The organism is Anabaena subtropica FACHB-260 (assembly GCF_014697105.1).
Taxonomy (GTDB): Bacteria; Cyanobacteriota; Cyanobacteriia; order Cyanobacteriales; family Nostocaceae; genus Trichormus; species Trichormus subtropicus.
The window spans coordinates 79,425-104,303 of the sequence record NZ_JACJRF010000014.1; the positions used below are offsets into that span (position 1 = coordinate 79,425).

General features: G+C 42.1%; 31 protein-coding genes and 1 tRNA gene. 15 read left to right on the forward strand and 17 right to left on the reverse strand.

Annotated features, from left to right (window positions below):
- Positions 1 to 88: 88 nt before the first annotated feature.
- From H6G18_RS10655 to H6G18_RS10690, 8 genes are all read right to left on the reverse strand, one after another.
- Positions 89 to 751, reverse strand: a complete 663-nt coding sequence (locus H6G18_RS10655) for a Na(+)/H(+) antiporter subunit B (RefSeq protein WP_190407074.1) — start codon at positions 749 to 751, stop codon at positions 89 to 91.
- Positions 748 to 1,317: a DUF4040 domain-containing protein gene (locus tag H6G18_RS10660; protein ID WP_190407075.1), complete on the reverse strand. Its 570-nt coding sequence runs from the start codon at positions 1,315 to 1,317 to the stop codon at positions 748 to 750. The genes H6G18_RS10655 and H6G18_RS10660 overlap by 4 nt, the downstream gene beginning before the upstream one ends.
- On the reverse strand, positions 1,310 to 1,588 hold the full coding sequence (locus H6G18_RS10665; RefSeq protein WP_190407076.1) for a monovalent cation/H(+) antiporter subunit G: 279 nt from the start codon (positions 1,586 to 1,588) through the stop codon (positions 1,310 to 1,312). The genes H6G18_RS10660 and H6G18_RS10665 overlap by 8 nt, the downstream gene beginning before the upstream one ends.
- Complete coding sequence (locus tag H6G18_RS10670; RefSeq protein WP_190407077.1) at positions 1,585 to 1,836, reverse strand: hypothetical protein; 252 nt, start codon at positions 1,834 to 1,836, stop codon at positions 1,585 to 1,587. The genes H6G18_RS10665 and H6G18_RS10670 overlap by 4 nt, the downstream gene beginning before the upstream one ends.
- Positions 1,833 to 2,222 (reverse strand): cation:proton antiporter, encoded by a 390-nt coding sequence (locus tag H6G18_RS10675; RefSeq protein ID WP_190407078.1) that lies wholly within the window; start codon positions 2,220 to 2,222, stop codon positions 1,833 to 1,835. Before H6G18_RS10675 ends, H6G18_RS10670 begins: the two co-directional genes overlap by 4 nt.
- Complete coding sequence (locus H6G18_RS10680) at positions 2,219 to 3,646, reverse strand: cation:proton antiporter (protein WP_190407079.1); 1,428 nt, start codon at positions 3,644 to 3,646, stop codon at positions 2,219 to 2,221. The genes H6G18_RS10675 and H6G18_RS10680 overlap by 4 nt, the downstream gene beginning before the upstream one ends.
- A complete protein-coding gene (locus H6G18_RS10685; protein ID WP_190407080.1) occupies positions 3,643 to 3,978 on the reverse strand; it encodes a cation:proton antiporter subunit C in 336 nt (111 codons plus the stop codon). The genes H6G18_RS10680 and H6G18_RS10685 overlap by 4 nt, the downstream gene beginning before the upstream one ends.
- Before the next feature lie 345 nt (positions 3,979 to 4,323).
- Positions 4,324 to 5,262 carry a serine hydrolase gene (locus H6G18_RS10690; RefSeq protein ID WP_190407081.1) on the reverse strand — a complete coding sequence of 313 codons (939 nt, stop codon included), beginning with the start codon at positions 5,260 to 5,262 and terminating at the stop codon, positions 4,324 to 4,326.
- Positions 5,263 to 5,268: 6 nt separating this feature from the next.
- Here H6G18_RS10690 and H6G18_RS10695 point away from each other — a divergent pair, with 6 nt between their 5' ends.
- Genes H6G18_RS10695 through H6G18_RS10705 form a run of 3 tightly spaced genes read left to right on the forward strand, consistent with a single transcriptional unit; the run spans position 5,269 to position 8,280 of the window.
- Positions 5,269 to 5,973 carry a C40 family peptidase gene (locus tag H6G18_RS10695; RefSeq protein WP_190407082.1) on the forward strand — a complete coding sequence of 235 codons (705 nt, stop codon included), beginning with the start codon at positions 5,269 to 5,271 and terminating at the stop codon, positions 5,971 to 5,973.
- Between the two features lie 14 nt (positions 5,974 to 5,987).
- The gene (locus tag H6G18_RS10700) at positions 5,988 to 7,001 is read left to right on the forward strand and encodes a glycosyltransferase family 2 protein (RefSeq protein ID WP_190407083.1); all 1,014 of its coding nucleotides are present in this window, start codon (positions 5,988 to 5,990) and stop codon (positions 6,999 to 7,001) included.
- Between the two features lie 46 nt (positions 7,002 to 7,047).
- On the forward strand, positions 7,048 to 8,280 hold the full coding sequence (locus tag H6G18_RS10705; protein ID WP_190407084.1) for an MFS transporter: 1,233 nt from the start codon (positions 7,048 to 7,050) through the stop codon (positions 8,278 to 8,280).
- A gap of 62 nt (positions 8,281 to 8,342) precedes the next feature.
- Here H6G18_RS10705 and H6G18_RS10710 read toward each other — a convergent pair.
- Positions 8,343 to 8,416, reverse strand: a tRNA-Arg gene (locus H6G18_RS10710).
- A 37-nt stretch (positions 8,417 to 8,453) separates the two neighbouring features.
- Here H6G18_RS10710 and moaC point away from each other — a divergent pair.
- A complete protein-coding gene (moaC, locus tag H6G18_RS10715; protein ID WP_190407085.1) occupies positions 8,454 to 8,960 on the forward strand; it encodes a cyclic pyranopterin monophosphate synthase MoaC in 507 nt (168 codons plus the stop codon).
- Position 8,961: 1 nt separating this feature from the next.
- Here the strand turns inward: moaC and H6G18_RS10720 are convergent, their stop codons facing one another.
- Positions 8,962 to 9,159, reverse strand: coding sequence for a DUF2795 domain-containing protein (locus H6G18_RS10720; RefSeq protein ID WP_190407086.1), 198 nt, complete (start codon positions 9,157 to 9,159; stop codon positions 8,962 to 8,964).
- Positions 9,160 to 9,427: 268 nt separating this feature from the next.
- Here H6G18_RS10720 and H6G18_RS10725 point away from each other — a divergent pair, with 268 nt between their 5' ends.
- From H6G18_RS10725 to H6G18_RS10740, 4 genes are all read left to right on the forward strand, one after another.
- A complete protein-coding gene (locus tag H6G18_RS10725; protein WP_190407087.1) occupies positions 9,428 to 9,685 on the forward strand; it encodes a hypothetical protein in 258 nt (85 codons plus the stop codon).
- Positions 9,686 to 9,904: 219 nt separating this feature from the next.
- Positions 9,905 to 10,213 (forward strand): DUF3181 family protein, encoded by a 309-nt coding sequence (locus H6G18_RS10730; RefSeq protein WP_190407088.1) that lies wholly within the window; start codon positions 9,905 to 9,907, stop codon positions 10,211 to 10,213.
- A gap of 63 nt (positions 10,214 to 10,276) precedes the next feature.
- Entirely contained in the window at positions 10,277 to 10,519 is a 243-nt protein-coding gene (locus H6G18_RS10735; protein ID WP_190407089.1) for a hypothetical protein, read from the forward strand.
- A gap of 16 nt (positions 10,520 to 10,535) precedes the next feature.
- A complete protein-coding gene (locus tag H6G18_RS10740) occupies positions 10,536 to 10,754 on the forward strand; it encodes an acetyltransferase (protein ID WP_190407090.1) in 219 nt (72 codons plus the stop codon).
- A gap of 105 nt (positions 10,755 to 10,859) precedes the next feature.
- Here the strand turns inward: H6G18_RS10740 and H6G18_RS10745 are convergent, their stop codons facing one another.
- Positions 10,860 to 11,414 (reverse strand): NUDIX hydrolase, encoded by a 555-nt coding sequence (locus H6G18_RS10745; RefSeq protein WP_190407091.1) that lies wholly within the window; start codon positions 11,412 to 11,414, stop codon positions 10,860 to 10,862.
- Positions 11,415 to 11,550: 136 nt separating this feature from the next.
- Between H6G18_RS10745 and H6G18_RS10750 the strand changes: the two genes are divergently transcribed.
- The 4 genes from H6G18_RS10750 to H6G18_RS10765 all read left to right on the forward strand — a co-directional run bounded on the left by H6G18_RS10750 (position 11,551) and on the right by H6G18_RS10765 (position 16,017).
- On the forward strand, positions 11,551 to 12,603 hold the full coding sequence (locus tag H6G18_RS10750) for a dipeptide epimerase (RefSeq protein WP_190407092.1): 1,053 nt from the start codon (positions 11,551 to 11,553) through the stop codon (positions 12,601 to 12,603).
- On the forward strand, positions 12,587 to 13,633 hold the full coding sequence (locus tag H6G18_RS10755) for a DUF1611 domain-containing protein (RefSeq protein WP_190407093.1): 1,047 nt from the start codon (positions 12,587 to 12,589) through the stop codon (positions 13,631 to 13,633). Before H6G18_RS10750 ends, H6G18_RS10755 begins: the two co-directional genes overlap by 17 nt.
- Before the next feature lie 37 nt (positions 13,634 to 13,670).
- Positions 13,671 to 14,930, forward strand: coding sequence for a GTPase family protein (locus tag H6G18_RS10760; RefSeq protein ID WP_190407094.1), 1,260 nt, complete (start codon positions 13,671 to 13,673; stop codon positions 14,928 to 14,930).
- A 217-nt stretch (positions 14,931 to 15,147) separates the two neighbouring features.
- The gene (locus H6G18_RS10765; RefSeq protein ID WP_190407095.1) at positions 15,148 to 16,017 is read left to right on the forward strand and encodes a peptidoglycan recognition protein family protein; all 870 of its coding nucleotides are present in this window, start codon (positions 15,148 to 15,150) and stop codon (positions 16,015 to 16,017) included.
- Positions 16,018 to 16,116: 99 nt separating this feature from the next.
- Here the strand turns inward: H6G18_RS10765 and H6G18_RS10770 are convergent, their stop codons facing one another.
- Positions 16,117 to 16,392 (reverse strand): hypothetical protein, encoded by a 276-nt coding sequence (locus H6G18_RS10770; protein ID WP_190407096.1) that lies wholly within the window; start codon positions 16,390 to 16,392, stop codon positions 16,117 to 16,119.
- A gap of 245 nt (positions 16,393 to 16,637) precedes the next feature.
- Here H6G18_RS10770 and H6G18_RS10775 point away from each other — a divergent pair, with 245 nt between their 5' ends.
- Both H6G18_RS10775 and H6G18_RS10780 read left to right on the forward strand, forming a co-directional pair.
- Positions 16,638 to 17,378, forward strand: a complete 741-nt coding sequence (locus tag H6G18_RS10775) for a dienelactone hydrolase family protein (protein WP_190407097.1) — start codon at positions 16,638 to 16,640, stop codon at positions 17,376 to 17,378.
- 163 nt (positions 17,379 to 17,541) lie between these two features.
- Positions 17,542 to 18,453 carry an ion channel gene (locus tag H6G18_RS10780; RefSeq protein WP_190407098.1) on the forward strand — a complete coding sequence of 304 codons (912 nt, stop codon included), beginning with the start codon at positions 17,542 to 17,544 and terminating at the stop codon, positions 18,451 to 18,453.
- Positions 18,454 to 18,460: 7 nt separating this feature from the next.
- Here the strand turns inward: H6G18_RS10780 and H6G18_RS10785 are convergent, their stop codons facing one another.
- From H6G18_RS10785 to H6G18_RS10805, 5 genes are all read right to left on the reverse strand, one after another.
- The gene (locus H6G18_RS10785; RefSeq protein WP_190407099.1) at positions 18,461 to 18,889 is read right to left on the reverse strand and encodes a DUF2358 domain-containing protein; all 429 of its coding nucleotides are present in this window, start codon (positions 18,887 to 18,889) and stop codon (positions 18,461 to 18,463) included.
- Positions 18,890 to 18,940: 51 nt separating this feature from the next.
- Positions 18,941 to 19,639 (reverse strand): hypothetical protein, encoded by a 699-nt coding sequence (locus H6G18_RS10790; RefSeq protein WP_190407100.1) that lies wholly within the window; start codon positions 19,637 to 19,639, stop codon positions 18,941 to 18,943.
- Between the two features lie 204 nt (positions 19,640 to 19,843).
- The gene (locus H6G18_RS10795; RefSeq protein ID WP_190407101.1) at positions 19,844 to 20,467 is read right to left on the reverse strand and encodes a cytochrome c oxidase subunit 3; all 624 of its coding nucleotides are present in this window, start codon (positions 20,465 to 20,467) and stop codon (positions 19,844 to 19,846) included.
- A gap of 86 nt (positions 20,468 to 20,553) precedes the next feature.
- Complete coding sequence (gene ctaD, locus H6G18_RS10800; protein ID WP_190407102.1) at positions 20,554 to 22,281, reverse strand: cytochrome c oxidase subunit I; 1,728 nt, start codon at positions 22,279 to 22,281, stop codon at positions 20,554 to 20,556.
- 126 nt (positions 22,282 to 22,407) lie between these two features.
- Positions 22,408 to 23,475 (reverse strand): cytochrome c oxidase subunit II, encoded by a 1,068-nt coding sequence (locus H6G18_RS10805; RefSeq protein WP_190407103.1) that lies wholly within the window; start codon positions 23,473 to 23,475, stop codon positions 22,408 to 22,410.
- A gap of 402 nt (positions 23,476 to 23,877) precedes the next feature.
- Here H6G18_RS10805 and H6G18_RS10810 point away from each other — a divergent pair, with 402 nt between their 5' ends.
- The gene (locus H6G18_RS10810) at positions 23,878 to 24,849 is read left to right on the forward strand and encodes a COX15/CtaA family protein (RefSeq protein ID WP_190407104.1); all 972 of its coding nucleotides are present in this window, start codon (positions 23,878 to 23,880) and stop codon (positions 24,847 to 24,849) included.
- Positions 24,850 to 24,879: the final 30 nt, after the last annotated feature.

A 24,879-nucleotide genomic window follows, 5' to 3' on the forward strand; every position in this document is an offset into this window, starting at 1 on the left:
AATCTATTTTTACATCATTACATAGGCATAAGCCGTCTCAGACTTATGCCTGAAAATGTAGAACTTAAAGATTGAATCAAGAGGATATTTATAACAATCCTCGATAACGAATAAAAACCAAAATAACCGCCCATGATCCCAACGCAACTTTGATGGCGACAAGAATATTCAGCAGAGGTATAATTCCCCCACTAAAAAGTGCGCCTAACTCTCCCTGGGGTAATTCAAAGCCGGACAAAGTTATCACTGCTAGGACAATGAAAACTAAAACTGAAATTTTCTCCCAGATGGCGGCGTGCCAACGCTTGTAAATCGCTTCCATCCATTCTGGTGATGAGGTGATTGCCACAAGGCCTATTGCTGTTCCACCGGCCACACCAGCCGCAAAACCACCACCAGGAGTTAAATGTCCACGAATAGCCAACTCGATACTCACCAATGAGGTAATTGTTGCTCCCAAACGCGTCAGCACAATTGATGGTTTATCTGTGAAACGATAGATGGCGCAGGATGGCCTTTCATTAGCCAGTAAGAAATAAGCGCCCATGATGGCGATTGTAAATACTATTACCTCGAAGATAGTGTCATACAACCGATTTCTGAGAATAATGACTGTCACGGCATTGGGTATACCACCATCTTTAACTATCGATTCCACAATAGAGAAATCCAGCAACTTTGGTGCGGAATTCGGCAGAACGAGCATCTTTATATACAGTGCTATCCCGGCGGCAATGTAAATCCATTTCATTTATGCTCCTCCCCTGACTCTAGTGTATTTACGTAGGTGAGGACTGCTACTGGTGATGCAAGTTCGCTTTGCATGATTTCATAGATGCGTTTCACCCTGATGGCTGTCTGGTAAGAGAGGTCTTCAGACGCGTTGTCCTGTTCCAATCTGCTACAGGTTGCATGGACTTCTTTGTCTATGAGCGCCCGTTCTAAAGCTTGGTTATTAGGGTAGGGAACTAGTTCTAGACGCATATAGCGTTTGCCAAAAATTTTACGTAACTCTTCCATTAGTTGCCCAAAACTGCCTTCGCTCTCACTTACTGGGTCTTCGATGATACCAAGGCGCATAACTAGGGATGAACGAACGGCGATCGCATACAAAGTTATTGCCAACATCGTACCCACTAATGCTTCTGTCAAAGCCACATCCGCCGCACCCAAAAGCGTATAGGCTAAGGCCGAAACGGCTCCCAGGATTCCCCTAATTACCAAGGCATGATATGGGTTAACTTGTACTATTAGTAAACAAGCAGACAACGGTAGTAAAGCGATAATGACATAGATGAAGAGATCGTATTTAGTCATCTTTACCCCCATTACTAGAACAGTATGCTAATACATACCCCAGCATTGTGTTCCACATCGCCAAGCAAATGATACCCAGAATGAGCAACGGCCATTCTCTGGTTCTTTGCAAGAGCAACCCAAAGACGATACTAATTGAGCCAAGGGTATCCGACACTGAGAGGGTATGCAGCTTGAATAATAGCGATCGCTTGCCCAATAGGAAAGATGTCCCCCAAAACCAGAAGACAATGCCTATAACTATGCAGGTATAACTTAAGACATCTATCATACATCACTCATCCGTTTCAGCACATTTGCCAACAGCATTAATCCAGCATTACCTACACTGAGGATCATGACCCCAACAATGCCGATCATCCAATCATCACGTAATACTGATGCCACCAAGATGAGAACGGCCGACTTGGAGCAAATGCTGGCCAATGCCAACATTTTTTGCCAAATATGCTCATTTTTACAAGCCTCATAGATAGGTATGAGCAAAGCCACAATCATTGCTATCAATAACAGGCTCATGGCTTTTTCCTCCGTTGAATCCGGTGTACTTCATACCAGCCATCTTCGTGGTATTTCACAACAATGGTTTTTGGTGTAAATGTAATGATGAATATATCGAGGAATATGAGTCCGGGTGTCCGTCTGGCGGGGACACGTTCCATAACTATCACCTCTTCATCATGGGGAGTAAAGATGATTTCCAATGCTTCTTTATAAGCGATGGGAAATGCCATGATGCTTTGCCACAAAGCCCGTAACCAATCCTTTAATTTTTCCTGGGTTTTGTCGTTATGCGGCAATAAGAGCGCAATACTCACACCGATGATGATATTTGCCACACTCAGATTGGCGGTGAGCAGGAACCAGATAGCCAATCGCAATAAAACATTTAGATATCCAGTCATGCTAATACCATCCAGAAGAGTAGAACTAACATCAGACTCATAAAACCGACCAGATGCTCAAATTGCTCTAGTACGCGGGGGAGTTTAATAGCCAATCTTTGAACAATAAACAAATACACTAGCCAGCCAATGCCGATAATTGCTAGTGCTTTGATGATGTTGGCAACTGTATAAGCGTCGTAATAAACGATATTAGCGACAACCAACGCACCGATCAGGAGTATCACTCCAGGCCAGAAACCTGGTTTTACCTCACTTGTTCCCCCATGTGGCAGAAATATGAATTTGGCAAACGTTATCGCTGTTCCCAAAGCCGCAACGTTCATCACGATAACTTGCCAGGGTAACAGATTATTCATTGTTAATAACTTCGCCCCAAAGCCTGATAACAAAGGGAAGCCGGATATGGAGAAACTGGCTATGACTAAGGCAATCCAGACTGAGGTATTGATTGGTTTCTGTTGTAGTTGATTAATGTTTCGACTCGGTAAGTTACCAGCTATCAAGAACAGAACGGACTTTACCAAGCCGTGAGTTAGGGCATAAAAACCGCCCACGCTAGGTGCGGCCATGATCCAGCCTAGCTGGGAAATAGTACTCCATGCCAGGATTCGCTTGGTATCTTTTTCAAATATGGCGTAGGAAACTCCCAAAAGTGCTGTCCCTACACCAAAGATCCTGACGATGGGGTCAACCTCATCTAAAATCAGCGCACAACGTACCAGAGGATAGACTCCGGCTTTGACAACAACCCCTGAAAGCAATGCGGAAACTGGTGTTTCTGATTCGGAATGGGTTAAGGGTAGCCACAATCCTGATACAAATACCCCACCTTTTACCAGTAGCCCCAAAAATATCAGTGCTAACGCCTCCGGTGGTGCGCCGCGTAAGGAGGAAAAAGCAAACGAGTGATTGGTTTGATAAGCCAGCACCGCCCCTACCAGATAGAACAACATGGCTATGTTGCTGATGAAGAGATAGCGCAAGCCCACCCAAATTGATCTGTCCGTCCTGGGATAGGCAATCAAGAGAAACGCCGCAATCCCGCTTACCTCTAACGCCACGTATAAACTGATAAAGTCCGTGCAGGCAAAAGCGGCATTAACGCTGCCATGTAACATCATGGTTTGAGCGTAAAAAAAAGCCGTCTTATCACTGTGCCAACAGTAGAGGATAACGGCGCTCGTTACCAAGGCGTTTGTCAGGATAAAGTAGCCGGTTAATTCGTCCAGTGTGAGGGTTACACCAAAGTTATCCAGTAGTTTTAGTTCTAGGGGCGACTGAGCCACAAATAAGTGCGCTGCATATCCGGCCGAAGCAAGAGCCGCACCCAGGGCTAGGTATTTGTCAAGTTTGGGAACAAGATAAATGATGAAACCCAGTAAAAATGGTAGTGCAATCCAGGCGAGGGTAATAGTAGTCATGGCGTATTGTTCTTCTCGATATCACTGCTTTCCAATGTGGGGTTATCTCGTGCCAACTTCATGACCCCGACTAACATTAAGGCCTGAATAGAAAAGCCGATGACAATCGCCGTCAATATAACCGCCTGGGGAACCGGATCGGCGTAAGCACCCTTTTTAATGTCGGATAAAATTGGTGTGAACAAGCCTTCTCTTGATGCAATCAGTACGTAATAGGCAATCACCCCCGTACTCATGATATCCATCGAAATGATCTTCATCATAATGTTCTTTTTGAGGATGATGCCGAAAAATCCGCACAAGATTGTGGCAAATATGCTTGCTTCTAACACGGGAATTGTTTGTTTGGGTAAGGGTTAACCGTAACTATTTGCAAGAAAATAAACTATTTAAATAACTTGTCACTACAATCAGGTTATTAAATCTAGTTAAAACTTTGACCTGAATTAATTGCCTTAACTTTTCGTTAGTAGAAAGGTAGTTTATCTATTTAGTTCGCATTAAGGAAATTTGCAGAATATTTTTGACACGCCCATGACCTTTACTGTTTTTCTATGAGTTTATCTATGAAACCATAAGTTTCTTCTATTAAGAATAGGTTGTTTGCGTTACCCAAAGCAAGAAATTGGTATAGGTAGTTTTTATGAACTGCATACACCAATACAATGATGATTTCCTTATAAACTGCTAATGGCTTGAGTAACTAGCCGAGATACAAAGGGCAGAATATCCTGACTCTTGGCATGGGCTTTACCTTCAGTAAATACAATTAACAAATAAGGACGCTGATTAGGTAACTCAATATAGGCTGCATCATGACGGACTTGACTTGTCCAGCCTGCTTTTGACCAAATTTGGGCATCTTGAGGTAAACCACCACCCAAAAAACCTGTTATTTGGTCTTCTTCCACATCCTGGGGTAAATCATCAGGGTGGAGACTGCGTTTGAGCAAAGCCATCATTGCTTGCGATCGCCCACTGGAAACAGCCACCCCACCAACGATACTATGTAGCAAACGAGCGATCGCATTGGTCGTCAGCATATTGCGATTCTCAAACATCTCTCCACAAAACGCCCGTTCCCGTCCATAGGGGCCATCACCCCAAGTTTTTTGGCAGACGTTAATTGTTTGCATATCTTCCCAGCCCAAAGACTGGTAATAGCGGTTAACAATATGACGTTGATATTTCCAAGTGTCATAAGGCCCCACTGGTAATTCTGGCCCTGAGGTTGTACCAGTCAAAATATCTACCACTAAGCTGGTAGCATCATTGCTAGAATCAACAATCATATCGCGCAAAGCACGCTCTAACTCCTTAGAAGTTTGAGTCATGCCTTTCTCTAGCCACTCGTTGGCTGCTACCAAGTAAAACAGTTTAACTACACTCGCCGGATAAATTCGTTCCACCCCACGATAACTAAAACCCCGGACTGGATGGTTCCAAAAAGCATCAGGAGTTAAAGCACCACCAGTATTTACTGGTACTGGCGGATCGTAAACAATCCAAGTCAGGGCAATTTGGTTACGGGCTATGGTCGGAAATGCTGTCCAAGTAGCTTCTAAAATGCCATTACCAAGATTTTCGAGTTGTTCGTCTTTTTGAAAAAAAACCATTGCAGAATGCTCTCTAATTTAGAATCACAAATCCAAAATCCCAAGTTGGGAGAATACCAATGTCTGGGGGATCTGAACTTATATGATTCTCCTGAATGCACCAGTTTGGCAACTCAGGCCGCAGTCGGGCGACATTTGCGGATAACATCAAATCATCAAAGTTCAGCAGTTCAAGTGTATTTATCTGAGGATGACTACCCAGGGTGGCTATCCCTTAGCGACTTGGGTATATTACAACCTGCTACTGTACTTTATCAGGCTAAGTCATTTTCGGAATCGGAAATTAAAAAACTGCTACCAGAGGTGATTGCTTTTACACAAAAAGCTATGGAACAGTCGAATTATTACCTTTGGGGGGGTACAGTCGGGCCAAATTATGATTGTTCTGGTTTGATGCAGGCGGCGTTTGTATCGGTGGGGATTTGGCTACCCAGAGATGCTTATCAACAAGAAGCTTTTACGCAAGCAATTACGCTTGAGGAGTTAGCGCCAGGAGATTTAGTATTTTTTGGCACTCCCCAAAAAGCTACCCATGTAGCGCTTTATTTGGGAGATGGTCATTACATCCATAGTTCTGGCACAGATCAAGGACGCAATGGTATTGGAATTGACATCCTCTCGGAACAGGGAGATGTAGTCAGTCGGTCATATTATCAGCAACTACGAGGCGCTGGCAGAGTTGTCAAAAGTTATGAACCACAAGGGCATTAAGGAAGCAGAGGAATATGAGAAATGAACTGATTTCGTCCAGGGTGACTCCAGAAAATGAAGGCATTTCGCCCATGATTCCTGATGTTTCCGTGGTAGTGCCAGTACATGATGAAGTGGAAAGTTTGCCTTTGTTATTGGAGGCGATCGCATCTACTTTATCTGCTGGTGAGTTGAGTTACGAAATTATTTGTGTCGATGATGGCTCAACTGACGGTTCAGATAAATTTCTCAAAGAACAAGCACAAATCCGTTCTGATTTAAAAGCGGTGATTTTGCGACGTAACTATGGTCAAACTGCGGCGATGTCAGCCGGATTTAACTATGCTTTAGGGAAAGCGATCGTCACCTTAGATGCTGATTTGCAAAATGATCCAGAAGATATCCCCATCCTCTTGGCAAAGTTAGATGAAGGCTACGACTTAGTTAGTGGTTGGCGACACAAACGCCAGGATGCAGCCGTCTCGCGGTTACTTCCTTCTAAAATTGCCAACTGGTTGATTGGCAAAATCACGGGAGTAAAATTGCATGATTATGGCTGTTCTCTCAAAGCCTATCGTTCAGAAGTGGTGGCAGATATGAACCTCTATGGTGAACTACACCGCTTTTTGCCAGCTTTAGCTTACATCGAAGGAGCCAGAATTACGGAAATTCCTGTACGACACCATGCCCGACGCTTTGGGCGGAGTAAATACGGTATATGGCGGACATTCCGTGTTCTGATGGATTTATTAACTATCTCTTTTATGAAAAAATTCCTCACGCGCCCAATGCACGTTTTTGGGCTGTTGGGTCTGATTTCTATGGTTGTGGGAACAGCTATAGGAATTTACTTAACTTTTGTCAAATTAGTTTTAGGTGAAATGATTGGTAATCGCCCATTGCTGATTTTGGGTGTACTGCTGCTAGTAACGGGAGTACAGCTATTCTGCTTTGGTCTTCTGGCAGAGTTACTTATGCGTACATACCACGAATCCCAAGGTCGCCCCATCTATCGAGTAAGAGAAGTAGTAGCAAAAAAAGCTAACTAAGGTAAAAATATTAATCAAACACATTTAGCATTAAATTGCATCTGCCTTGAAAGCTTTTAATACCTTTGACGCAAGTCTGCGGCTTAACCTGCTGATTCTATTTACGGCAGGTTTATTGTTCTGGTCGAGTACTGCTACCTTTTTGCCTACCCTACCCCTATATATTGAGGATGTGGGAGGCAGCAAGCAAGAAATTGGGATTGTCATGGGTGGTTTCGCTATTGGGTTGTTATTATTTCGCCCCATGCTAGGACGACTTGCAGATCAACACGGTCGGAAATTACTTTTGTTAATTGGTACGATGGTGGCGACAACCGCCCCCTTTGGTTATTTGGCATTTAAAGCAATTCCATTATTAATGCTGGTGCGGATATTTCATGGCATTAGTATTGCTGCTTTTACTACTGGCTACAGTGCTTTAGTGGCAGATTTATCTCCGGTTGCTACTCGTGGCGAAATTATCAGTTATATGAGTCTAACGGCTCCTCTTGGCTTGGCAATGGGGCCAGCCTTGGGGGGATATTTACAAGATGCGACTGGTTATCCTTTTTTATTTTTGTTAACGGCTGAATTAGCTTTTATCGGATTATTGGGTGCGTTGCAAGTCAATAATCCTCCAGTCAAAAAAGAGCGAACACGCACAAAGGATAGTAATTTCTGGCAGATTTTGACTAGTCCACGAGTAAGAGTACCAACTTTGGTGATGTTGCTAATTGGTGTAGGGGTTGGTGCTGTACATACCTTTGTACCACTGTTTATTAAATCAACAGGGGTGGAATTTAATGCCGGGTTGTTTTATACCATCGCCGCCATTGCTAGTTTTAGTTTACGGATATTTGCCGGCAAAGCGAGCGATCGCTTTGGTCGGGGTTTGTTCATTACTTTTGGTATAGTCGCCTATTTGTTGGCATCTCTACTCCTATGGCAAGCCAACAGTACCAATGCTTTCATCCTGGCGGCGCTGGCTGAAGGCTGTGGTGGTGGCACAATGATTTCGATGATTACAACCATGATGGCAGACCGTTCGCTACCGCAAGAACGGGGACAGATTTTCGCTATTTGTATCGCGGGATTTGATTTAGGGATTGCGATCGCTGCTCCCTTTTTAGGTTTGGTAGCTGAACAAACAGGCTATCGCAGTATGTTTGCTTACACTACTGGTTTAACGTTATTAGCACTGCTGATTTTCTTGACTCTATCCAGCAAAAACTTAACCTATTCCCTACGGTTTGCTTTGGGTCGCGGTCAAGATGTCTACTCTTTAGATAACATTAACTAGGAAAGTAAAAAGATATGGGCAAAATCAATTTGCCTTTTACCTTTTTACTTTCACCTTTCAAACGGGCGAGGAGGGATTCGAACCCCCGACACCGTGGTCCGTAGCCACGTGCTCTAGTCCACTGAGCTACACGCCCTTACAAGAAATATATACTAGCACCTTCATTCATAATTATGCAAGACCCTTTTCCCAAAAATTCTGCCAACCTCACTCATCTAGATGGCCAGGGACAGGCGCAGATGGTAGATGTGTCTGATAAAGTGCCTACTGTTCGGCAAGCAGTGGCTGCGGCTCAAGTGCGGATGCTACCAGCGACTTTAGCTGCTATCCAAGCTGGGAACACACCCAAAGGCGATGTTTTAGCCACAGCCAGATTAGCGGGGATTATGGCGGCTAAACAAACATCCAATTTAATTCCCCTGTGTCATCCTCTGCCATTACAAAAAGTTGCTGTCGAGATTACACCAGATTCTCAACTTCCTGGTTATCAAATACAAGCCACAGTCAAAACTAAAGCCGAAACTGGTGTGGAAATGGAAGCTTTAACTGCCGTGTCTGTTGCTGCTTTAACTTTGTATGATATGGCAAAAGCTCTAGAAAAATCGATGCAAATTGAATCAATTAGATTAGTTAGTAAAACTGGTGGAAAATCAGGAGATTACTTTCCACCAGCACCATAAATTACTCTATTTTACCTATAGCTTTGTTCAGGTCTGTGGGGTTGTCATATTCCTCATCTTCTGGCAATTGCTCTAATAAGGAAATTACCTTCTGATCGGCTCCCTGCTGTTGAGCGTGTTGAATTAACTCTTGTTTACTAGCAGGATAGTCAACACCTTTTAAGTGTTTTTGGATTTGTACTGGGTTTGCTTTAGCCATCTTCATCCACCTCTAAAGATTATCATCATCTTCACCAGTGAATTTATTAGCTCCCTCTATCAAAAAGTAGAATCATATTTTATCTATAAAATTTTAAATGTCACTCAATTGTTCTTTCACTTGCCAAGGTATACCTTTACGTAACGAAAAACAAGAAATTGTGGGAGTCCTAAGTATCTCGTCACAACGTATTTATAGAGAAAAGCAAAGATTTTGTGGCTAACACCTTAGTATAATCAGGGTGTGTTGAAATTTGTAACAAATATTTATGCCTCCTCGTTGGCCCCGCAAACCCGATCGCAAAGACCCAGAATTCCGCAAGTTAGATGACCGGATGAATTTTGCCGTCCATGTAGCTGTTACTGCGACGATTAACTCCGGCTTATGGTTTTTCCATAATCTCACACTAGCTACATGGGAATGGCTACCGTTGTTAACGGCTGTTTGGGTAATAGTATTGTTAGTGCATCTAATTTACATTGTGGCGATCGCTAACTATTCACCTACACCACCTAAATCCACCTGAAGATGGACTCCTAAAGCTGGGGCAATTGTAACCTGTGGTTGTACAGTCAGCCGTCTAATTGCGCGATAATGTTGAGTAGTTGTCATCAACTGCTGATACAAATAACTGATGATCAAGAGGCTAGGGGCTAGAGACTAGAGTTTAGGGGATAGAAAACTCAAAACTCACACTAACCTAACAGCACTCTGGAATCAGTGCTTTTCCTATGGGGTGATTTTTATGGCTAAGACTAACACTACAGAATTACTAGAAGCCCTAGCATCTGAGATTGGCGAAAATGTTTATATAGATATTGCTAAATGGCATCTATATCTATCTGATGCTAAATTACATACCGTTGTTGCTGAACAGTTATATCCCTTAATTACTTCTAATGCAGTCGATGAAGACCGAGTTATAAAAGTCCTAGAATCAATTACTGTAAAAATTGGCGGTGGTAGACGAGAACTGCCTTTAATAGATTTATTACCATTGCAATGTCAGGTCAATTTGGTTGATATTTTAGAGAAATATCAAGGCGAAATATAATTTTTTAATCAGATTATTGCAGCATTTCATTTTTTCCACCCCTTGCTTGAGGAGGTGAATTATATGGTATTGCATGAGTTTCATAATGAATATACCCTGGCAGAAACAGCAGATAAATTGGGTAAAAAAGCTTTGCAACTAAATCTGATACACAGCTTTGTTGTGCGTTATTTTGCTGATAACAGGCAATATTACATTCCTAATGAAATAGAATCTGAAGCCCTAACACCAGAAGAAGCGTATATGCTTTTTAGGCAATTAATCGAAAAATCTGGTCATGAAAGTTTTCCCAAGTTAGATAGTTAATAGTGAGGATAATTGTATGTTTTTACAAATCAAAGATACTAGCGATTTAGTGAAAATTATTGATATTCAGGAGTTGATTGACCCCAATATTGATATTGTTCATGGCAAAGATCAAGAAGGTCAAGAAGAACAAGATACCGATTCTTTCTTGAAAGAAAATCTCGTTTTCCCTTCTGGCGAAAATCTTCCCCGTTGTTGGCTAGATGCAAATTACAGGAAAGCTACAGCTAATTAGTCATTTAAAAACCCATTTCCTTGCAGGGAATGGGTTTTTATTTTAAAGATTTTGTATGAGAAATAATACTTTTAAAATATCCAGTAAATTTAAAACAGAAATTAATTACTTATCCGTAATCAACTTTAAACCTAAAAATAAAGCTGCAATAGTTCCCGCCACTGAAATCTCACCTTGAATAATTTTCTCCAACACTGACTCTACAGGAATGAAAACTACTTCAATTTCTTCTGTAATATCTAAATTTTGTTCTCCAACTTTAACAACATCTTCTGCTAAAAATAAGTGAATTTGATTAGTATCTTTACTGGGATTATCATATAGTATGGAAATTTTTGTCAAATTTTTAGCTACATAACCAGTTTCTTCTTGTAATTCTCTCAAACCTGCATCTTCTGCACTTTCTTGTGTTGGATCAAATCTCCCTGCTGGTAGTTCTAGAAAAAAGTTTCCTACCCCATGTCTGTATTGACGCACAAATATAAGTTCTCTATTAGCAGTAATTGGCACAACCAGAACAATATCAGGTCTAATATTTAAAAAATAGTCATCTATTATCGTACCGCTTGGTAATTTAACCTCATCTTGTCTGACTTGACACCAAGGATGATCCAAGACCATCTTTGAGTTTAATATTTGCCATTTTTGTAATTTACTCATAAATTCATTTCTTTAAGGCTTATTACTTAAAATTTTAGCTATTCAGGATGAATGTAAAAAAGTATAACAGATACCTCAAATAAGCTAGACTTTGTATTTACACTGTTTTTGCTCTCAGCAAAGATTGAGCATTCTTATGCAAGTAGAAGTCATTTTGTTTACGGTCAATAAAAGATTTCCCTTGACCATTAGTCGCGGCACTACAGCACAAACAACAAATGTCTGGGTGAAGATTGTACATGATGACATTGAGGGTTGGGGTGAGGCTTCACCGTTTGGTGTGGGAAATCATAGACAATCAACTGATACAATTAAAGACTTCTTGCAGCAACTTGTGCCATTTTTACAACCATTCAGCCCGTTGCAGCGTCAAGAAATTGAGCAAGTATTCATAAAATATCAGGTTCCTTCAGCAGTGAGAGCAGCCTTAGATATGGCTATGCACGACTGGCTGGGAAAACTTGTAGGCTTACCTTTGTGGCAAATCTGGGGACTTGATCGCCATGCTATAGTACCAACTTCCGTCACAATTGGGATAAATACACCCCAAGGAGCAAAAATACGCACAAGAGACTGGTTAGAATTTACCGATGTGAGCTTGTTGAAAGTGAAGTTAGGTAGTCCTGATGGCATAGAAGCAGACAAGCAAATGCTTTTAGCCGTGCAGCAAGAAGCACCAGCACAAGAAATTTTTGTGGATGCAAACGGGGGTTGGTATTTGGATGATGCTGTGCAGATGTGCAGTTGGCTGGCTGATTTGGGGATAAAATATGTTGAACAGCCGCTAGTTAGGGGAAAAGAAGCGGATTTAGTTAAACTCAAGGAAAAATCGCCCCTACCGATTTTTGTCGATGAAAGTTGCTTTAATAGTGCTGATATTCCCCGTTTAGCTAATTATGTCGATGGCATCAATATTAAATTGATGAAATCTGGGGGCTTAACTGAGGCGCTACGGATGGTACACACAGCACGGGCTTGTGGGTTGCAAGTCATGTTCGGCTGCTATTCTGACAGTACATTATCGAATACGGCTGCGGCACAACTAGCGCCACTAGCTGATTACTTAGATTTAGACAGTCACCTCAATTTAAGCGATGACCCCTTTACAGGTGCATTGCTAGAAGAGGGACGAGTATTACCAAACGATTTACCAGGCTTGGGGGTCAAATATAGTGCGTCTGCCGCTTAATCAACGAGTAGCAATTCTACTACATGAAGGAACTAATGGATCTGTTGGTAAAACAGGGTTAGCACTTTTACGCTACAGTGAAGCCCCTATTGTTGCAGTGATTGACCGCGAATGTGCGGGCAAGTCTTTGAAAGAAATTACAGGTATTAAACGTGATGTACCGATTGTAGATTCGGTAGCATCTGCCTTGAAGTACCAGCCCCAAGTTTTGGTAATTGGTATTGCCCCTAAAGGTGGTGGTGTACCAGATGATTATTGGATAGAACTGAAAACTGCTTTAGAAGCTGGAATGTCTTTGGTGAATGGTTTACACACACCCTTAGCCAGTATTCCCGATTTAAATGAACTCCTCCAACCAGGACAATTGATTTGGGATGTCCGCAAAGAACCAGCTAATTTAGATGTGGCTAGTGGTGCAGCACGGACTTTACCCTGTCGGCGGGTATTGACGGTGGGAACAGACATGGCTATTGGGAAAATGTCCACCAGTCTAGAACTACATTGGGCGGCAAAATTGCGGGGTTGGCGTTCTAAGTTTTTGGCTACCGGTCAAACTGGTGTGATGTTGGAAGGGGACGGTGTCGCCTTGGATGCGGTGCGGGTAGATTTTGCGGCTGGTGCTGTGGAACAGGTGGTGATGCGCTACGGTAAAAATTATGACATCCTGCACATTGAAGGGCAAGGTTCCTTACTACATCCTGGTTCTACTGCTACCTTACCTCTGATGCGTGGTTCCCAACCTACTCAACTGGTTTTAGTACACCGCGCCGGACAGACTCATAATCGCAATAATCCCCACGTCCCGATTCCACCGTTACCGGAAGTAATTCGGCTGTATGAAACTGTAGCTAGTGCTGGTGGGGCGTTTGGGACTGTACCTGTGGTGGGTATAGCTTTGAATACTGCCCATTTAGATGAGTATGCAGCTAAAGAGGCGATCGCTCAAACAATAGCAGAAACCGGTTTACCTTGCACCGATGTCGTCCGCTTTGGTGCTGATGTTTTATTAGATGCAGTTATGCAGAATTAAAATATATAGATAGGGTGTAACTCAATAATCGAGTGCGATGACTAGGCGAGAAGATAATTCTTGGACAAACCGTGTTACTGGTGTCTGGAAAAAGGCAGCAGATAGCTTAGTGCAGATATTACCAGTGGAACAAGTTTCCCAGAAGTTTTTCCAGTGGTTCAGTGTGAGTGAAGCTGAAGTTGCGGAGATTTTGGAGAAAGTCCGCAAAGAACTACCAACTACAGAGGCTTTGTTGATTGGTAAGCCGCAAGCTGGTAAAAGTTCCATTGTCCGTGGACTCACTGGCGTTTCTGCGGAGATTGTCGGACAAGGCTTTCGCCCCCACACCCAACACACCCAACGCTACGCCTATCCATCTAATGATCTGCCCCTACTGATTTTTACTGATACAGTAGGGCTAGGAGATATTAACCAGGAAACTCAAGCAGTAATTCAAGATTTGGTGGGAGACTTACAACAGAAAAGTAGCCGCGCCAGAGTCTTGATTTTGACAGTGAAAATTAATGATTTTGCTACTGATACCCTGCGGCAAATTGCTCAAAAGTTGCGTCAGCAGTATCCAGACATTCCTTGTTTACTAGCAGTTACTTGTTTACATGAGGTTTACCCCCCAAGTGTGGAGAATCATCCAGATTATCCCCCAAACTATGAGGAATTAAACCGGGCTTTTGTGGCGATTCAAGAAGCCTTTACGGGATTGTGCGATCGCTCTCTCCTGATTGACTTTACCCTAGAAGAAGATGGTTACAATCCCGTATTTTACGGCTTAGATGCCCTCAGAGATAATCTGGCAGAACTCCTTCCAGAAGCAGAAGCCCAGGCTATTTATCAGTTATTAGATCAGCAAGCAGGGGAGAAACTAGGTAATATCTACCGAGATATTGGCAGGCGTTACACCTTATCCTTTGCGGTGATGGCGGCGACACTGGCAGCCGTACCATTGCCATTTGCTACCATGCCAGTACTTACAGCTTTACAAGTTTCGATGGTGACGCTTTTAGGCAAATTATATGGTCAGACCGTCACCCCATCGCAAGCTGGTGGGATTGTAAGTGCGATCGCTGGTGGTTTTTTAGCCCAAGCCATAGGCAGAGAATTAGTAAAATTTGTCCCAGGATTTGGGAGTGCGATCGCTGCATCTTGGGCAGCAGCTTATACTTGGTCTTTAGGTGAAACTGCTTGCGTATATTTCGGTGATTTAATGGGCGGTAATAAACCAGATCCGCAAAAAATTCAATCTGTCATGCAAGAAGCATTTACCAAAGCGAAGGAAAGGTTTAAAGGAATTAAGTCCTGAAAAAGTTTTATTTATCTATTAAAACAATAGATTCCAGCCCAGCCATTAAAGACATGAAAAAATAAACAAATAAAACCTATAATTAAACAATATTGACTTTACTTCTTTATCTTTCTAGAGAAATATTTTTATAGTTGAAAAGATTATATTTATAACCTATTGTCTATCAGGATAAGTATATTAATATTAATTAAGGCAGCATTATAAATATAAAAAAATGAATTTTCGTGACTGGGCTACCAGAGTTACGCTGATTTTTCTGATGTTAGCCGCTTTAATATTGGCATTGTTAGCCGGGAAAGCTACACAGTTACAACAGGATACAGCAATATCAAATCCAGAAATTACAGCCTGGAGACAATACCCCCAAATCCAAGTCCAGTCCGTAACAAGTGAAAATAAAAAAGCTGAAGATGTGGTTAACGCCCCCGCGATAACTAATCAGTCTCCTGGCAGATATACAACTACTCAGGCGTTCGCTAGATATAAACCAAAACTGGAAATTGCGGCGGTACATCCGAGTAATTATGGTGAAAGATATGCCCAAGATATTAATAGACAAACCTTAAATAATCAACCAATTATCGTTCTTCACGAAACTAGTAATTCTGCTTCGAGTGCAGTTAACTTTTTCCAAACACCCCATACAGATGAAACAGTCCAAGCAAGTTATCACGCCATAATTAAGCTTGATGGAACTGTGATATATTTAGTACCGCCAGAAAAGCGAGCCTTTGGCGCTGCTAACTCAGTATTTGATGGGCCAGATGGAAGCGAAACTGTCAAAACGAATCCTAACTTACCGCCATCCATCAATAATTTTGCTTATCACGTTTCCCTAGAAACACCACCAGATGGACGTGGCAACAATTTCTTAACGTCTCATAGTGGGTATACAGAAGAACAATATAATTCTTTAGCTTGGTTAATTGCTCAAAGCCAAGTGCCGGAAGATCGCATTACTACACATAAAGCAGTAGATCGTTCTAGCCAAAGAGTAGACCCTTTAAGTTTCGATTTTGATAAATTTTTGGAATTACTGGGTACTTATCGTCAGCTAAGTCCAATTTACAGAGCGCAAAAATAGTTACAGCCAATTTCAATTTGACCTGTTTCTTCCCCCTACTCCCCTTCCCTCACAGAGAAGGGGATCAACGCTGAGGTTTGAGAGCAAGTTGCTACTTATCTAGAGATTGAGTACATTTTCATCATTGGCGATTGATGTATCACCAGGTATTCTCAACTTGGCATAAACACCACTTAGCTGAACACGTTCAGGTGGTTGATGCAGTGCCACACAGCACTTCTGCACTGCGGCTTGATACTCTCGCCACTGCTTACGTATAGCTTTACTAGCGACATCGTGACTCAAGTCTGCAAATTTTAACCCAGCTCTACTGAGCCAAACTTCTACATCAGTTGTTTCACCAAGTGGTTCGGGTACAGCATTAATATTTCCCATGATTTTAGATATTATATGCTTAATAAAATGTGCTTGAATTTACCTTAACTTTAGTTATTAATAATAACAAACACAGTTTTCTTTCAAATCGATAATTAAAAGTGTTTGACAAATTGTTTTTTTTGGATACAAATCCAGTACTTAATTTTAAGTTCTATGGAGAAAGCAACAGTAACGCCTATCCAGATTTCATTACTTACCGATGTAGAAGCTAATGAACGCCAGCATGACACGGAGCAAAAAAAGTGCAAATCACCAAGCGCAATGTAGAGTTGAGAGTAGATGACAGCTTAATGCGTGTCTATGTCGCATCTCCCAAACCAGCAGGAGTGTATCCAGGGATTGTCTTCTATAGCGATATTTATCAGTTGGGTAGCCCGATAATTCGCCTAGCTAATTATTTAGCTGGATATGGGTATGTAGTCGCAGCACCAGAAATTTTTCATCGCCTGGAACCAATTGGACTAGTCATTGAACCGAATGATCTCGGGAGAATGCGGGGTAATGATAATGCGAGACGAACAGCGATCGCTCAATATGATGCTGATTCTCGTGCTGTAATCGATTTTCTCAAAGCAGAAACCTCTGTTGATACCAATAAAATCGGTACTGTTGGCTTTTGCATTGGTGGACATTTAGCCTTCCGGGCCGCCTTTGAAGATGAAATTAAAGCCTCTGTCTGCTGCTATCCTACAGGGATTCCCAGTGGTAAATTGGGTAAGGGTGTAGCTGATACTATCCATCGGGTGAGCGAAATTACAGGCGAAATGTTGCTGGTGCTGGGTACACTTGATCCTCACATACCAGAGAGCGATCGCATCACCTTAATTAGAGCAATTGAAGACGCTAAAGTACCCCACAAAGTAGTTTTGTATGAAGCCGAACATACCTTCATGCGTGATGATGGCGATCGCTACGATGCTGCTGCGACTACCTCAGCTTGGGCGGAAATAGTAGAGTTCTTGGGACGTGTATTTGCTGAGTGAAGCAACATCATACAGCAACGCCACCATTTCAAATGGCGCAAAAGTACGGAATACAATTCTATTGACTATTGACTTTTTTCATCCGTTATTGTTTTACGTGGTTCATGACGGCTACTTAATTTAGTAAAATTACTAGTATTTGCCGTTCTTGTGGCTACTTCCGATGAAATTTCGACTGAAGAGACTATCAAAGAAACGACCACAGCGAGTTCAAATCAAAATTCAGGATGGACAATTTCAAATTATTGGTATGGGTGCATGGTATTCCTACTTGCGCGATCCTTATCATTTATTATTAACAATTCCTTGGCCTGGCTTTTTATTACTAATTTGTCTTTCTTATGTAGCAATTAATCTCATATTTGCCGTAGCTTACTGGTTAGGAGGAGATTGTATCGCCAATGCTCAACCAGGCTCTTTTTCAGATTTATTTTTCTTTAGTGTGCAAACACTCGCATCTATTGGCTATGGTGCGATGTATCCCAAAACACTATACGCCAATACTATTGTCACCATCGAAGCTATGGTTGGTTTGGTAGGAATTGCGGTGATGACAGGTCTAGCATTTGCTAGATTCTCCCGTCCCTCTGCTCGTGTAATATTTAGTAGTGTCGCAGTGATTACCCCTTACAATGGTGTACCAACTCTGATGTTTCGCACTGCTAATCAGCGACGCAATTTAATTCTAGAAGCACAGATGCGAGTTTATCTGATGCGCGATGAAATTACAACAGAAGGGGAATTTATCCGGCGTTTACATGATTTAAGATTGCTGAGAAATCAGACACCTAGTTTTACATTAAGTTGGTTAGTACTCCATCCAATAGATGAATCAAGTCCCCTTTATGGAATGTCAGCAGAGTCACTAATCAAAACAAACACAAATATTGTAGTCTCAATCAGTGGCATTGATGAAACAGTAGCACAAGTAGTTCATGCCCGTCATAACTATACTGCTCGTAATATTTTATGGAACAGTCGCTTTGTCGATATCTTTCATCACACATCTGACGGACATCGTTACATCGACTATAAATTTTTTCACGATGTTGTACCCTTAGATGAAACAAATTAATTATGAATTAACTATTACCTCTCTTCCATAAAAACTGCCGCAAAATCTTTCCTGGTTTGCGATCCCAAGTGTCTATATGTTCGTAGATTAAGTTATTTTTCCTAAGTTTATAAGTTGAATAACCATTAAAAAAAATCCGCGCTTCCCAAGGAACACGCAATGTTCCCCGCACCGTCCACTTAGCTAAAATAGTATCTTCGGCTGGCTGAGATACTTCATGTAAATCGAAGTAGATTTTGGTAAAAAATAGCCGTGCATGAAATCGTAAAGTCCAAAAGATAATCTTGTAGTTAAATTTACCTTTGAATTTATTTACAGGATCTTGAAAGTAAATATCTTTTGTATAAATCTTATAAGAGATATCCCTCTCAAACAGTGTCGGTAAATCCTGTTGCAGAGTTTTGATTACCTGTTCTACTTGTAATTGAGATTCCACAATTTTTTCCTTTCTTTTGTGCTTTCAAGTCAATAACAGGAAAATCATACATTATAAAAGTGCTAAAGTAGGTATTTTTTCAACTTTGGGTTTAACGGTTAAAGCTGATGTCAGTCCATCAAACATTAAGTTAAAAGCATGATAAACCCGTTCTATCATCTTCAAGAGATTTTCCTCATCATCTTGAGTTAGATGAATATCTGCGAGATAGGTTGTTAATTTTTGCTCAAAAATTGCATAATTTTTCTCAAATTCCAGGTTGTAGTCAGAAAAATATCTCAAGCTAATTGAGTAACTAAGTGTATCAACAAAATCGACAGTAACCCCTAAAAAAATATTACTTGTAGACTCCAGAGCTAACAACAAAGCAATTCGCTCGTAGTCATTACGCGCTTGAAAAACTTCCGACATTATTGCATAGGTAGCATCTCGTGTAGTTACATAATTACGACTGTAAATTGATTGCAGAGTTAATACTTTGCATTTCATCTCATTTACATCGCTGACAAACCAATGTTCGTGTCCAGTATTTTCAAGTCGGTGTCTCCGCACAAGATCACGGATTTCAACGTTAGTAATTCGCGCTTCGTTGAGTCGCAGTAAATCTTGAAATGACATCACCCAAAAGCTCAAGCATGAAGCCATTGAGGCAAATTGTTCTAAAGTGATGTCGTCAGTTAGTTGTTGAAAAAATCGATGTTGCGTGAATTGAGATTGTTGCTTTACAAGATAATTTTGGATTGTTTTCATGACAAAATTAATATTTATTTTTGTAATTGTGTGTTATTAAGCTCAAATAAAACGTTTATATAGTTATCAGGGTAGTATTAATGATTTATGCAGCCACGTTCACAATGAAATAACCACATCACGAAACGCTATAAATAAAAAAACCCCCAGAGGGGGGCTTAATTCTATGTTGTCCGCGTGGAGTGAACAACTAATAATGAATACTTACAGTAAATACAGTAATCCGAACAGAATAATCCAGATTACGTCTACAAAGTGCCAGTATATTTCCGCAGCTTCGATACCAAAGTGTTTTTCGCTACTGTAGTGACCTTGAGTGCGCGATCGCCACAACACAGCCACAATTGCCAAAACGCCGATAGTTACGTGCAGTCCGTGAAAGCCAGTTAATACGTAAAATGCGCTAGCAAACAAGTTAGTTGTCAGCCCAAATTCTAAATGGGTATATTCATAAACCTGACCGACTAAGAAAATTGCACCCATCGCCGCAGTAATTGCTAACCAGATACGCATACCCTTAGCATCATTCTTTTTGATAGCAGTATCAGCATTGTGCATGACGAAGCTGCTAGCAATTAGATTGACGGTATTCACACTAGGAAGCAATAATTCTAACTCTGGTGTACCTGCTGGGGGCCATACAGGTAAGGTTGAACGGAAAGCCAAGTAGGCTCCGAACAAGCCCAAAAATATCATTCCTTCAGCAACCAGAAAGACAAATAACCCAAACAACCGATGATCAGGATGTTCTTCGTGATGACCAACTGCTTCTGCTGTATGGTGATGATTTAGTTCCGTTTTCGCTGGGTCAATAATTTGACTTTGCATGAATCTTAAAAATTGTGAATTTGGGAGTAATGAGTGCTAAGTGAGGAGTTGTGAGTAAGATATGATTTCTCTGCTTCTTCTAGCTTCTACGACTCAATTGTTGGATATGGCTCATCAGGTTCAGCCCTCAGGACTGAATTGGGGCCAGCAGATAAAACTGGATTGGGATCAGATAAGGGTACACCTTCGTTAGCCTTTTCCAAACCGTAATCATAAGGCCCTGTAGCTAATACTGGGAGTTTGTCAAAATTTTCAATGGCTGGTGGTGAGGTAGTCATCCACTCTAAGGTGAGTCCCCGCCAAGGATTATTACCGGCTTTCTCGCCGTACATCCAACTCCAAATCGCATTGAAAATAAAGGGGAATGTGGAAACTGCCAGGATGTAAGAACCGTAAGTGCAGATTTCGTTTAATGTCGCAAACTTGGGGTCATATTGTGCAATCCGGCGATTCATCCCCATCAAACCCAGATTGTGCATGGGTAAGAAGGTCATATTTAAACCCACAATGGTTAAGGCAAAGTGAACCTTACCCCAAAATTCGTTAACCATTCGTCCCGTCATTTTCGGGAACCAATGATAAATGGCGGCAAAAATACCCAGTACACTACCACCAAACAAAACATAGTGTAGATGAGCTACCACAAAATAAGTATCGTGGACGTGAATATCAAAAGGCACGGCTGCCAACATTACACCACTGATACCACCAATTACGAAAGTGCCGACAAAGCCCATCGCAAACAGCATAGCGCTGTTGAACTGGATTTTTCCGCCCCACATTGTTGCTAACCAGCTGAAAATTTTGATCCCTGTCGGTACGGCAATGATCATGGTGGTGATCATAAAGAACATCCGCAACCAACCGGGGATACCACTGGTAAACATATGGTGCGCCCAGACAATTAGCCCTAAGAAACTGATGGCTAAGGATGAGTAAGCGATCGCTTTATAACCGAAAATTGGTTTACGCGAGTGCATCGGGATAATCTCAGAAATTGCGCCAAAAAAGGGCAAAATCATGATGTATACCGCCGGGTGGGAGTAAAACCAGAACATATGCTGATACACCACAGGATCACCGCCACCTGTCGGGTTAAAAAATGCTGTTCCGGCTATTAAGTCAAAGGCTAACAAAATCAACCCGGCTGCTAACACCGGTGTTGAAAGTAAAACCAATGCCGAAGTGGCAAACATCGCCCAACAGAACAAAGGCATTTGATGGAAACCCATGCTAGGGACACGCATCTTGAGGATGGTAACGAGGAAGTTAATCGCCCCCAAAATTGAAGATGTTCCCAACAGTAGGACACTCATAATCCAAATACCCTCACCCACTTGTCCTGTGACTAGGCTCAAGGGAGGGTAGGAAGTCCAGCCGGCATCTGGTGCATCACCCACAACTAAACTGGCAATTAGCAACAATCCAGCCGGGGGAATCATCCAAAAAGCCACAGCATTTAGTCTAGGGAATGCCATATCTCTAGCCCCAATCATCAGGGGAATCAGATAGTTAGCAAATCCTGCACCAGCCGGCACAATCCACAAGAAAATCATGATTGTGGCGTGCAGTGTGAATAAACTGTTGTAGACTTCTGGGGTAACAAAATCTACTTCTGGCGTGCGTAGTTCTGTACGCACCAAGTCAGCCATCACGCCGCCGATGCAGTAAAAAATGAAGGAAGTGACTAGGTATTGTAGCCCAATCACTTTATGGTCAGTATTAAAACTGAAGTAATCTCGCCAATGTCTCACCCCTGGTTCGTCAATTAGAGCAGGGATGTTGGCAGTTTCTTGCAACTGAGCTTGTGTCATGGTTAAGAGTCAATAGTCATTAGTCAATGGTCAATAGTCAATAGTCATAAGCTATAGCTTTGGAATATGGACTCATAGTCAATAGTCGCTGGTTATAGCTATGGACTGTGGACTATGGACTTTGAACTACTTGTGAATGTGATGTAACATTTCTGGCTTAATCCCCATTTCCTTGGTGTAAGGAGCGAGATATTCATCGGGGGTTAGGTCTGTAGGGTTGATAGCAACGGCTTGATTGAGCGTATCACTGTTAGCTGCTACCTGTTCTTGTGTCCATTTGTTAAATGCTTCTTCCGGTTCAACCACTACCTGTGTTCGCATTGCGCCGTGGTAGGGGCCGCATAGTTCAGCACAGATGAGAGTATAGTCACCTGCTTTTTTGGGTGTGAAGCGCATTTCGGTTTGTCTACCGGGAATCGCATCTTGTTTCAAGCGAAATTCGGGAACCCAAAAGGCATGGATGACATCGTTGGCTGTCATATTAATTTGCACTTCGCGCCCAATGGGAACGTGTAACTCACCAGTGGTGATACCTGTTTCAGGATAGGTGAAAATCCAAGCGTATTGTAGACCTGTGACGTTGACTACCAATTCTGGTGGTTTTCCAGCTTTCTCTGGACTGGGGCCAATGGTGGGAGCCACAATACCCACCCCTGGAGCATTCTGTTTTTGGGGAATTTGGTCGGCGTTGCGGACTGCGGCTGTTGCCGGGTCTTCCATTGCCTGATCAGATTTTTCTTGATTGAGGTTGGGAGTATCTTGGAGGGTTGCAGCAATGGCAGCCCCTGGCATTGTCATGGAACTTTGAGTTATCGGGGCTTCATGGATGGCGTGGGGATCAAAACCACCGATGTCATTATAAACTTCAAAGCTATAGACAGAAATACCGATAACAATAATTGCGGGGATCGCTGTCCAGAGTATTTCTAATGGTACGTTTCCCTCGATTGGTGGGCCGTCTTCATTATCACCAGCCCGCCGACGATATTTAATTGCACAGTAAATTAATACACCTTCAACAATCAAAAATATACCTGCGGAAACAGTCATCATTGTATTAAAAAGACCATCCACTAAATCCGCTTCATCTGCGGCAGCGACTGGCATTAGCCCATGATTTTGACCGTACCAAAGGCTGATCAGGGTTAGCCCGATGCCTATTAGTAATGTCCAGATTGAACTTGGAATTTTCACGGCTCACTTAATTGAATTGATTACGTTATCTCAATGCGTCTCACTTACTAAGGTAATCTAGGTGAGGAAATATGGTGGCTCATGGTCTGAAATCTTTATTAATTTTTTCGACTATATTAATAATTTTGAGTAAAAGAGATTTATTAGATACTGCCAACAGTAGATGCGAAAAATTAAAAAAATTTAAGGAAAATTTAGCAATTGAAAATTAATGAACGTTAATCAATTTCTGACAACTTGAAAAATACCTAAAGCTTCGGGCTAATAAGCGCTGGAGTAGTTCAAAGTAATAAGTAAAAGCTCATCAATAAACCCGGTTACATACGCTAGGGTGGAGATGGGTCGGTAATGAAAATAGAAAATTTTAAGCCGCTTACCAAGGGCGGGCAGAAGGTATCGTTCATGAACGAATTTGTCCTAGAACAACAAAATGAAACGGCAGCAGAGCAGCAAAAGCCCAAGGATATGATTCGTCGCTTAGTGTGGAAGATGTCTATAGCCACCTTGATTTTGATGGCTATAGGTAGTGCTACCCGCGTGATGAATGCTGGCCTAGCTTGCCCAGACTGGCCCCTCTGCTACGGTGAATTAGTGCCAGCCAAGCAAATGAATCTCCAAGTGTTCTTGGAGTGGTTTCATAGATTGGATGCAGGTTTGATTGGCATCAGCGCGATCGCTCTGTTTGGTTTATCCTGGTGGCATAAACGTGCTTTACCCTCCTGGCTACCTTGGGCATCGACTTTTGCCCTATTCTTAATCGTCTTTCAAGGCATCCTGGGAGGACTCACTGTCACCGAATTATTGCGATTTGATATCGTCACCGCCCATTTGGGAACAGCGCTCTTGTTTTTCACTAGCCTACTAATTATCGGTATAGCCTTAACCCCCTATCAAGGCACAGGTAACGTTGGTAAGTTGCCTTGGGTGGGTTTAGTGGCCGCGATTTTAGTTTACGTCCAGAGTCTCTTAGGTGCTTTAGTCGGCTCTCGCTGGGCGCTACATCAGTGCTTTGGTGGTTCTCAACTTTGCAATGTCATGTACAGTCATATTTTTGGCTTAGTACCCCCAACAGTGGCAACCTTAGCAGTGGTTTTGATTTCCTGGTGGACACCTGCACTACATCCAGCGCTGCGACGATTGGCTAATATGGCTGGAGGGCTGTTAATTTTACAAATCCTTTTAGGATTTGCCACTTTCCGCTTACATCTCCAAGTCGAACCTCTAACAGTCTCTCACCAATTGATAGGAGCTACTCTGCTCGGTACTTTAGTAGCTTTTACCGTCCTATCATTACGCGACTGGGCTACAAGTCGAGAAATCAACGCTTACCCGGTTGGTTGGACAGCAACTGCTACAAATACCCAAACGAAATGAGGAAGTGGGGAGATTGGGAAGCGGGGGAAG

Bases quoted from the DNA above. Each gene is read 5' to 3' on its own strand.
- H6G18_RS10780 (WP_190407098.1), top strand. From the start codon at position 17,542: ATGAAATTTCGACTGAAGAGACTATCAAAGAAACGACCACAGCGAGTT.
- ctaD (WP_190407102.1), bottom strand. From the start codon at position 22,281: ATGACACAAGCTCAGTTGCAAGAAACTGCCAACATCCCTGCTCTAATT.
- H6G18_RS10740 (WP_190407090.1), top strand. From the start codon at position 10,536: ATGTTTTTACAAATCAAAGATACTAGCGATTTAGTGAAAATTATTGAT.
- H6G18_RS10670 (WP_190407077.1), bottom strand. From the start codon at position 1,836: ATGAGCCTGTTATTGATAGCAATGATTGTGGCTTTGCTCATACCTATC.
- H6G18_RS10725 (WP_190407087.1), top strand. From the start codon at position 9,428: ATGCCTCCTCGTTGGCCCCGCAAACCCGATCGCAAAGACCCAGAATTC.
- H6G18_RS10660 (WP_190407075.1), bottom strand. From the start codon at position 1,317: ATGACTAAATACGATCTCTTCATCTATGTCATTATCGCTTTACTACCG.
- H6G18_RS10665 (WP_190407076.1), bottom strand. From the start codon at position 1,588: ATGATAGATGTCTTAAGTTATACCTGCATAGTTATAGGCATTGTCTTC.
- H6G18_RS10760 (WP_190407094.1), top strand. From the start codon at position 13,671: ATGACTAGGCGAGAAGATAATTCTTGGACAAACCGTGTTACTGGTGTC.
- H6G18_RS10655 (WP_190407074.1), bottom strand. From the start codon at position 751: ATGAAATGGATTTACATTGCCGCCGGGATAGCACTGTATATAAAGATG.
- H6G18_RS10680 (WP_190407079.1), bottom strand. From the start codon at position 3,646: ATGACTACTATTACCCTCGCCTGGATTGCACTACCATTTTTACTGGGT.
- H6G18_RS10750 (WP_190407092.1), top strand. From the start codon at position 11,551: ATGCAAGTAGAAGTCATTTTGTTTACGGTCAATAAAAGATTTCCCTTG.
- H6G18_RS10810 (WP_190407104.1), top strand. From the start codon at position 23,878: ATGAACGAATTTGTCCTAGAACAACAAAATGAAACGGCAGCAGAGCAG.
- H6G18_RS10700 (WP_190407083.1), top strand. From the start codon at position 5,988: ATGAGAAATGAACTGATTTCGTCCAGGGTGACTCCAGAAAATGAAGGC.
- H6G18_RS10765 (WP_190407095.1), top strand. From the start codon at position 15,148: ATGAATTTTCGTGACTGGGCTACCAGAGTTACGCTGATTTTTCTGATG.
- H6G18_RS10690 (WP_190407081.1), bottom strand. From the start codon at position 5,262: ATGGTTTTTTTTCAAAAAGACGAACAACTCGAAAATCTTGGTAATGGC.
- H6G18_RS10795 (WP_190407101.1), bottom strand. From the start codon at position 20,467: ATGCAAAGTCAAATTATTGACCCAGCGAAAACGGAACTAAATCATCAC.
- moaC (WP_190407085.1), top strand. From the start codon at position 8,454: ATGCAAGACCCTTTTCCCAAAAATTCTGCCAACCTCACTCATCTAGAT.
- H6G18_RS10770 (WP_190407096.1), bottom strand. From the start codon at position 16,392: ATGGGAAATATTAATGCTGTACCCGAACCACTTGGTGAAACAACTGAT.
- H6G18_RS10745 (WP_190407091.1), bottom strand. From the start codon at position 11,414: ATGAGTAAATTACAAAAATGGCAAATATTAAACTCAAAGATGGTCTTG.
- H6G18_RS10695 (WP_190407082.1), top strand. From the start codon at position 5,269: ATGCTCTCTAATTTAGAATCACAAATCCAAAATCCCAAGTTGGGAGAA.
- H6G18_RS10790 (WP_190407100.1), bottom strand. From the start codon at position 19,639: ATGAAAACAATCCAAAATTATCTTGTAAAGCAACAATCTCAATTCACG.
- H6G18_RS10730 (WP_190407088.1), top strand. From the start codon at position 9,905: ATGGCTAAGACTAACACTACAGAATTACTAGAAGCCCTAGCATCTGAG.
- H6G18_RS10720 (WP_190407086.1), bottom strand. From the start codon at position 9,159: ATGGCTAAAGCAAACCCAGTACAAATCCAAAAACACTTAAAAGGTGTT.
- H6G18_RS10675 (WP_190407078.1), bottom strand. From the start codon at position 2,222: ATGACTGGATATCTAAATGTTTTATTGCGATTGGCTATCTGGTTCCTG.
- H6G18_RS10735 (WP_190407089.1), top strand. From the start codon at position 10,277: ATGGTATTGCATGAGTTTCATAATGAATATACCCTGGCAGAAACAGCA.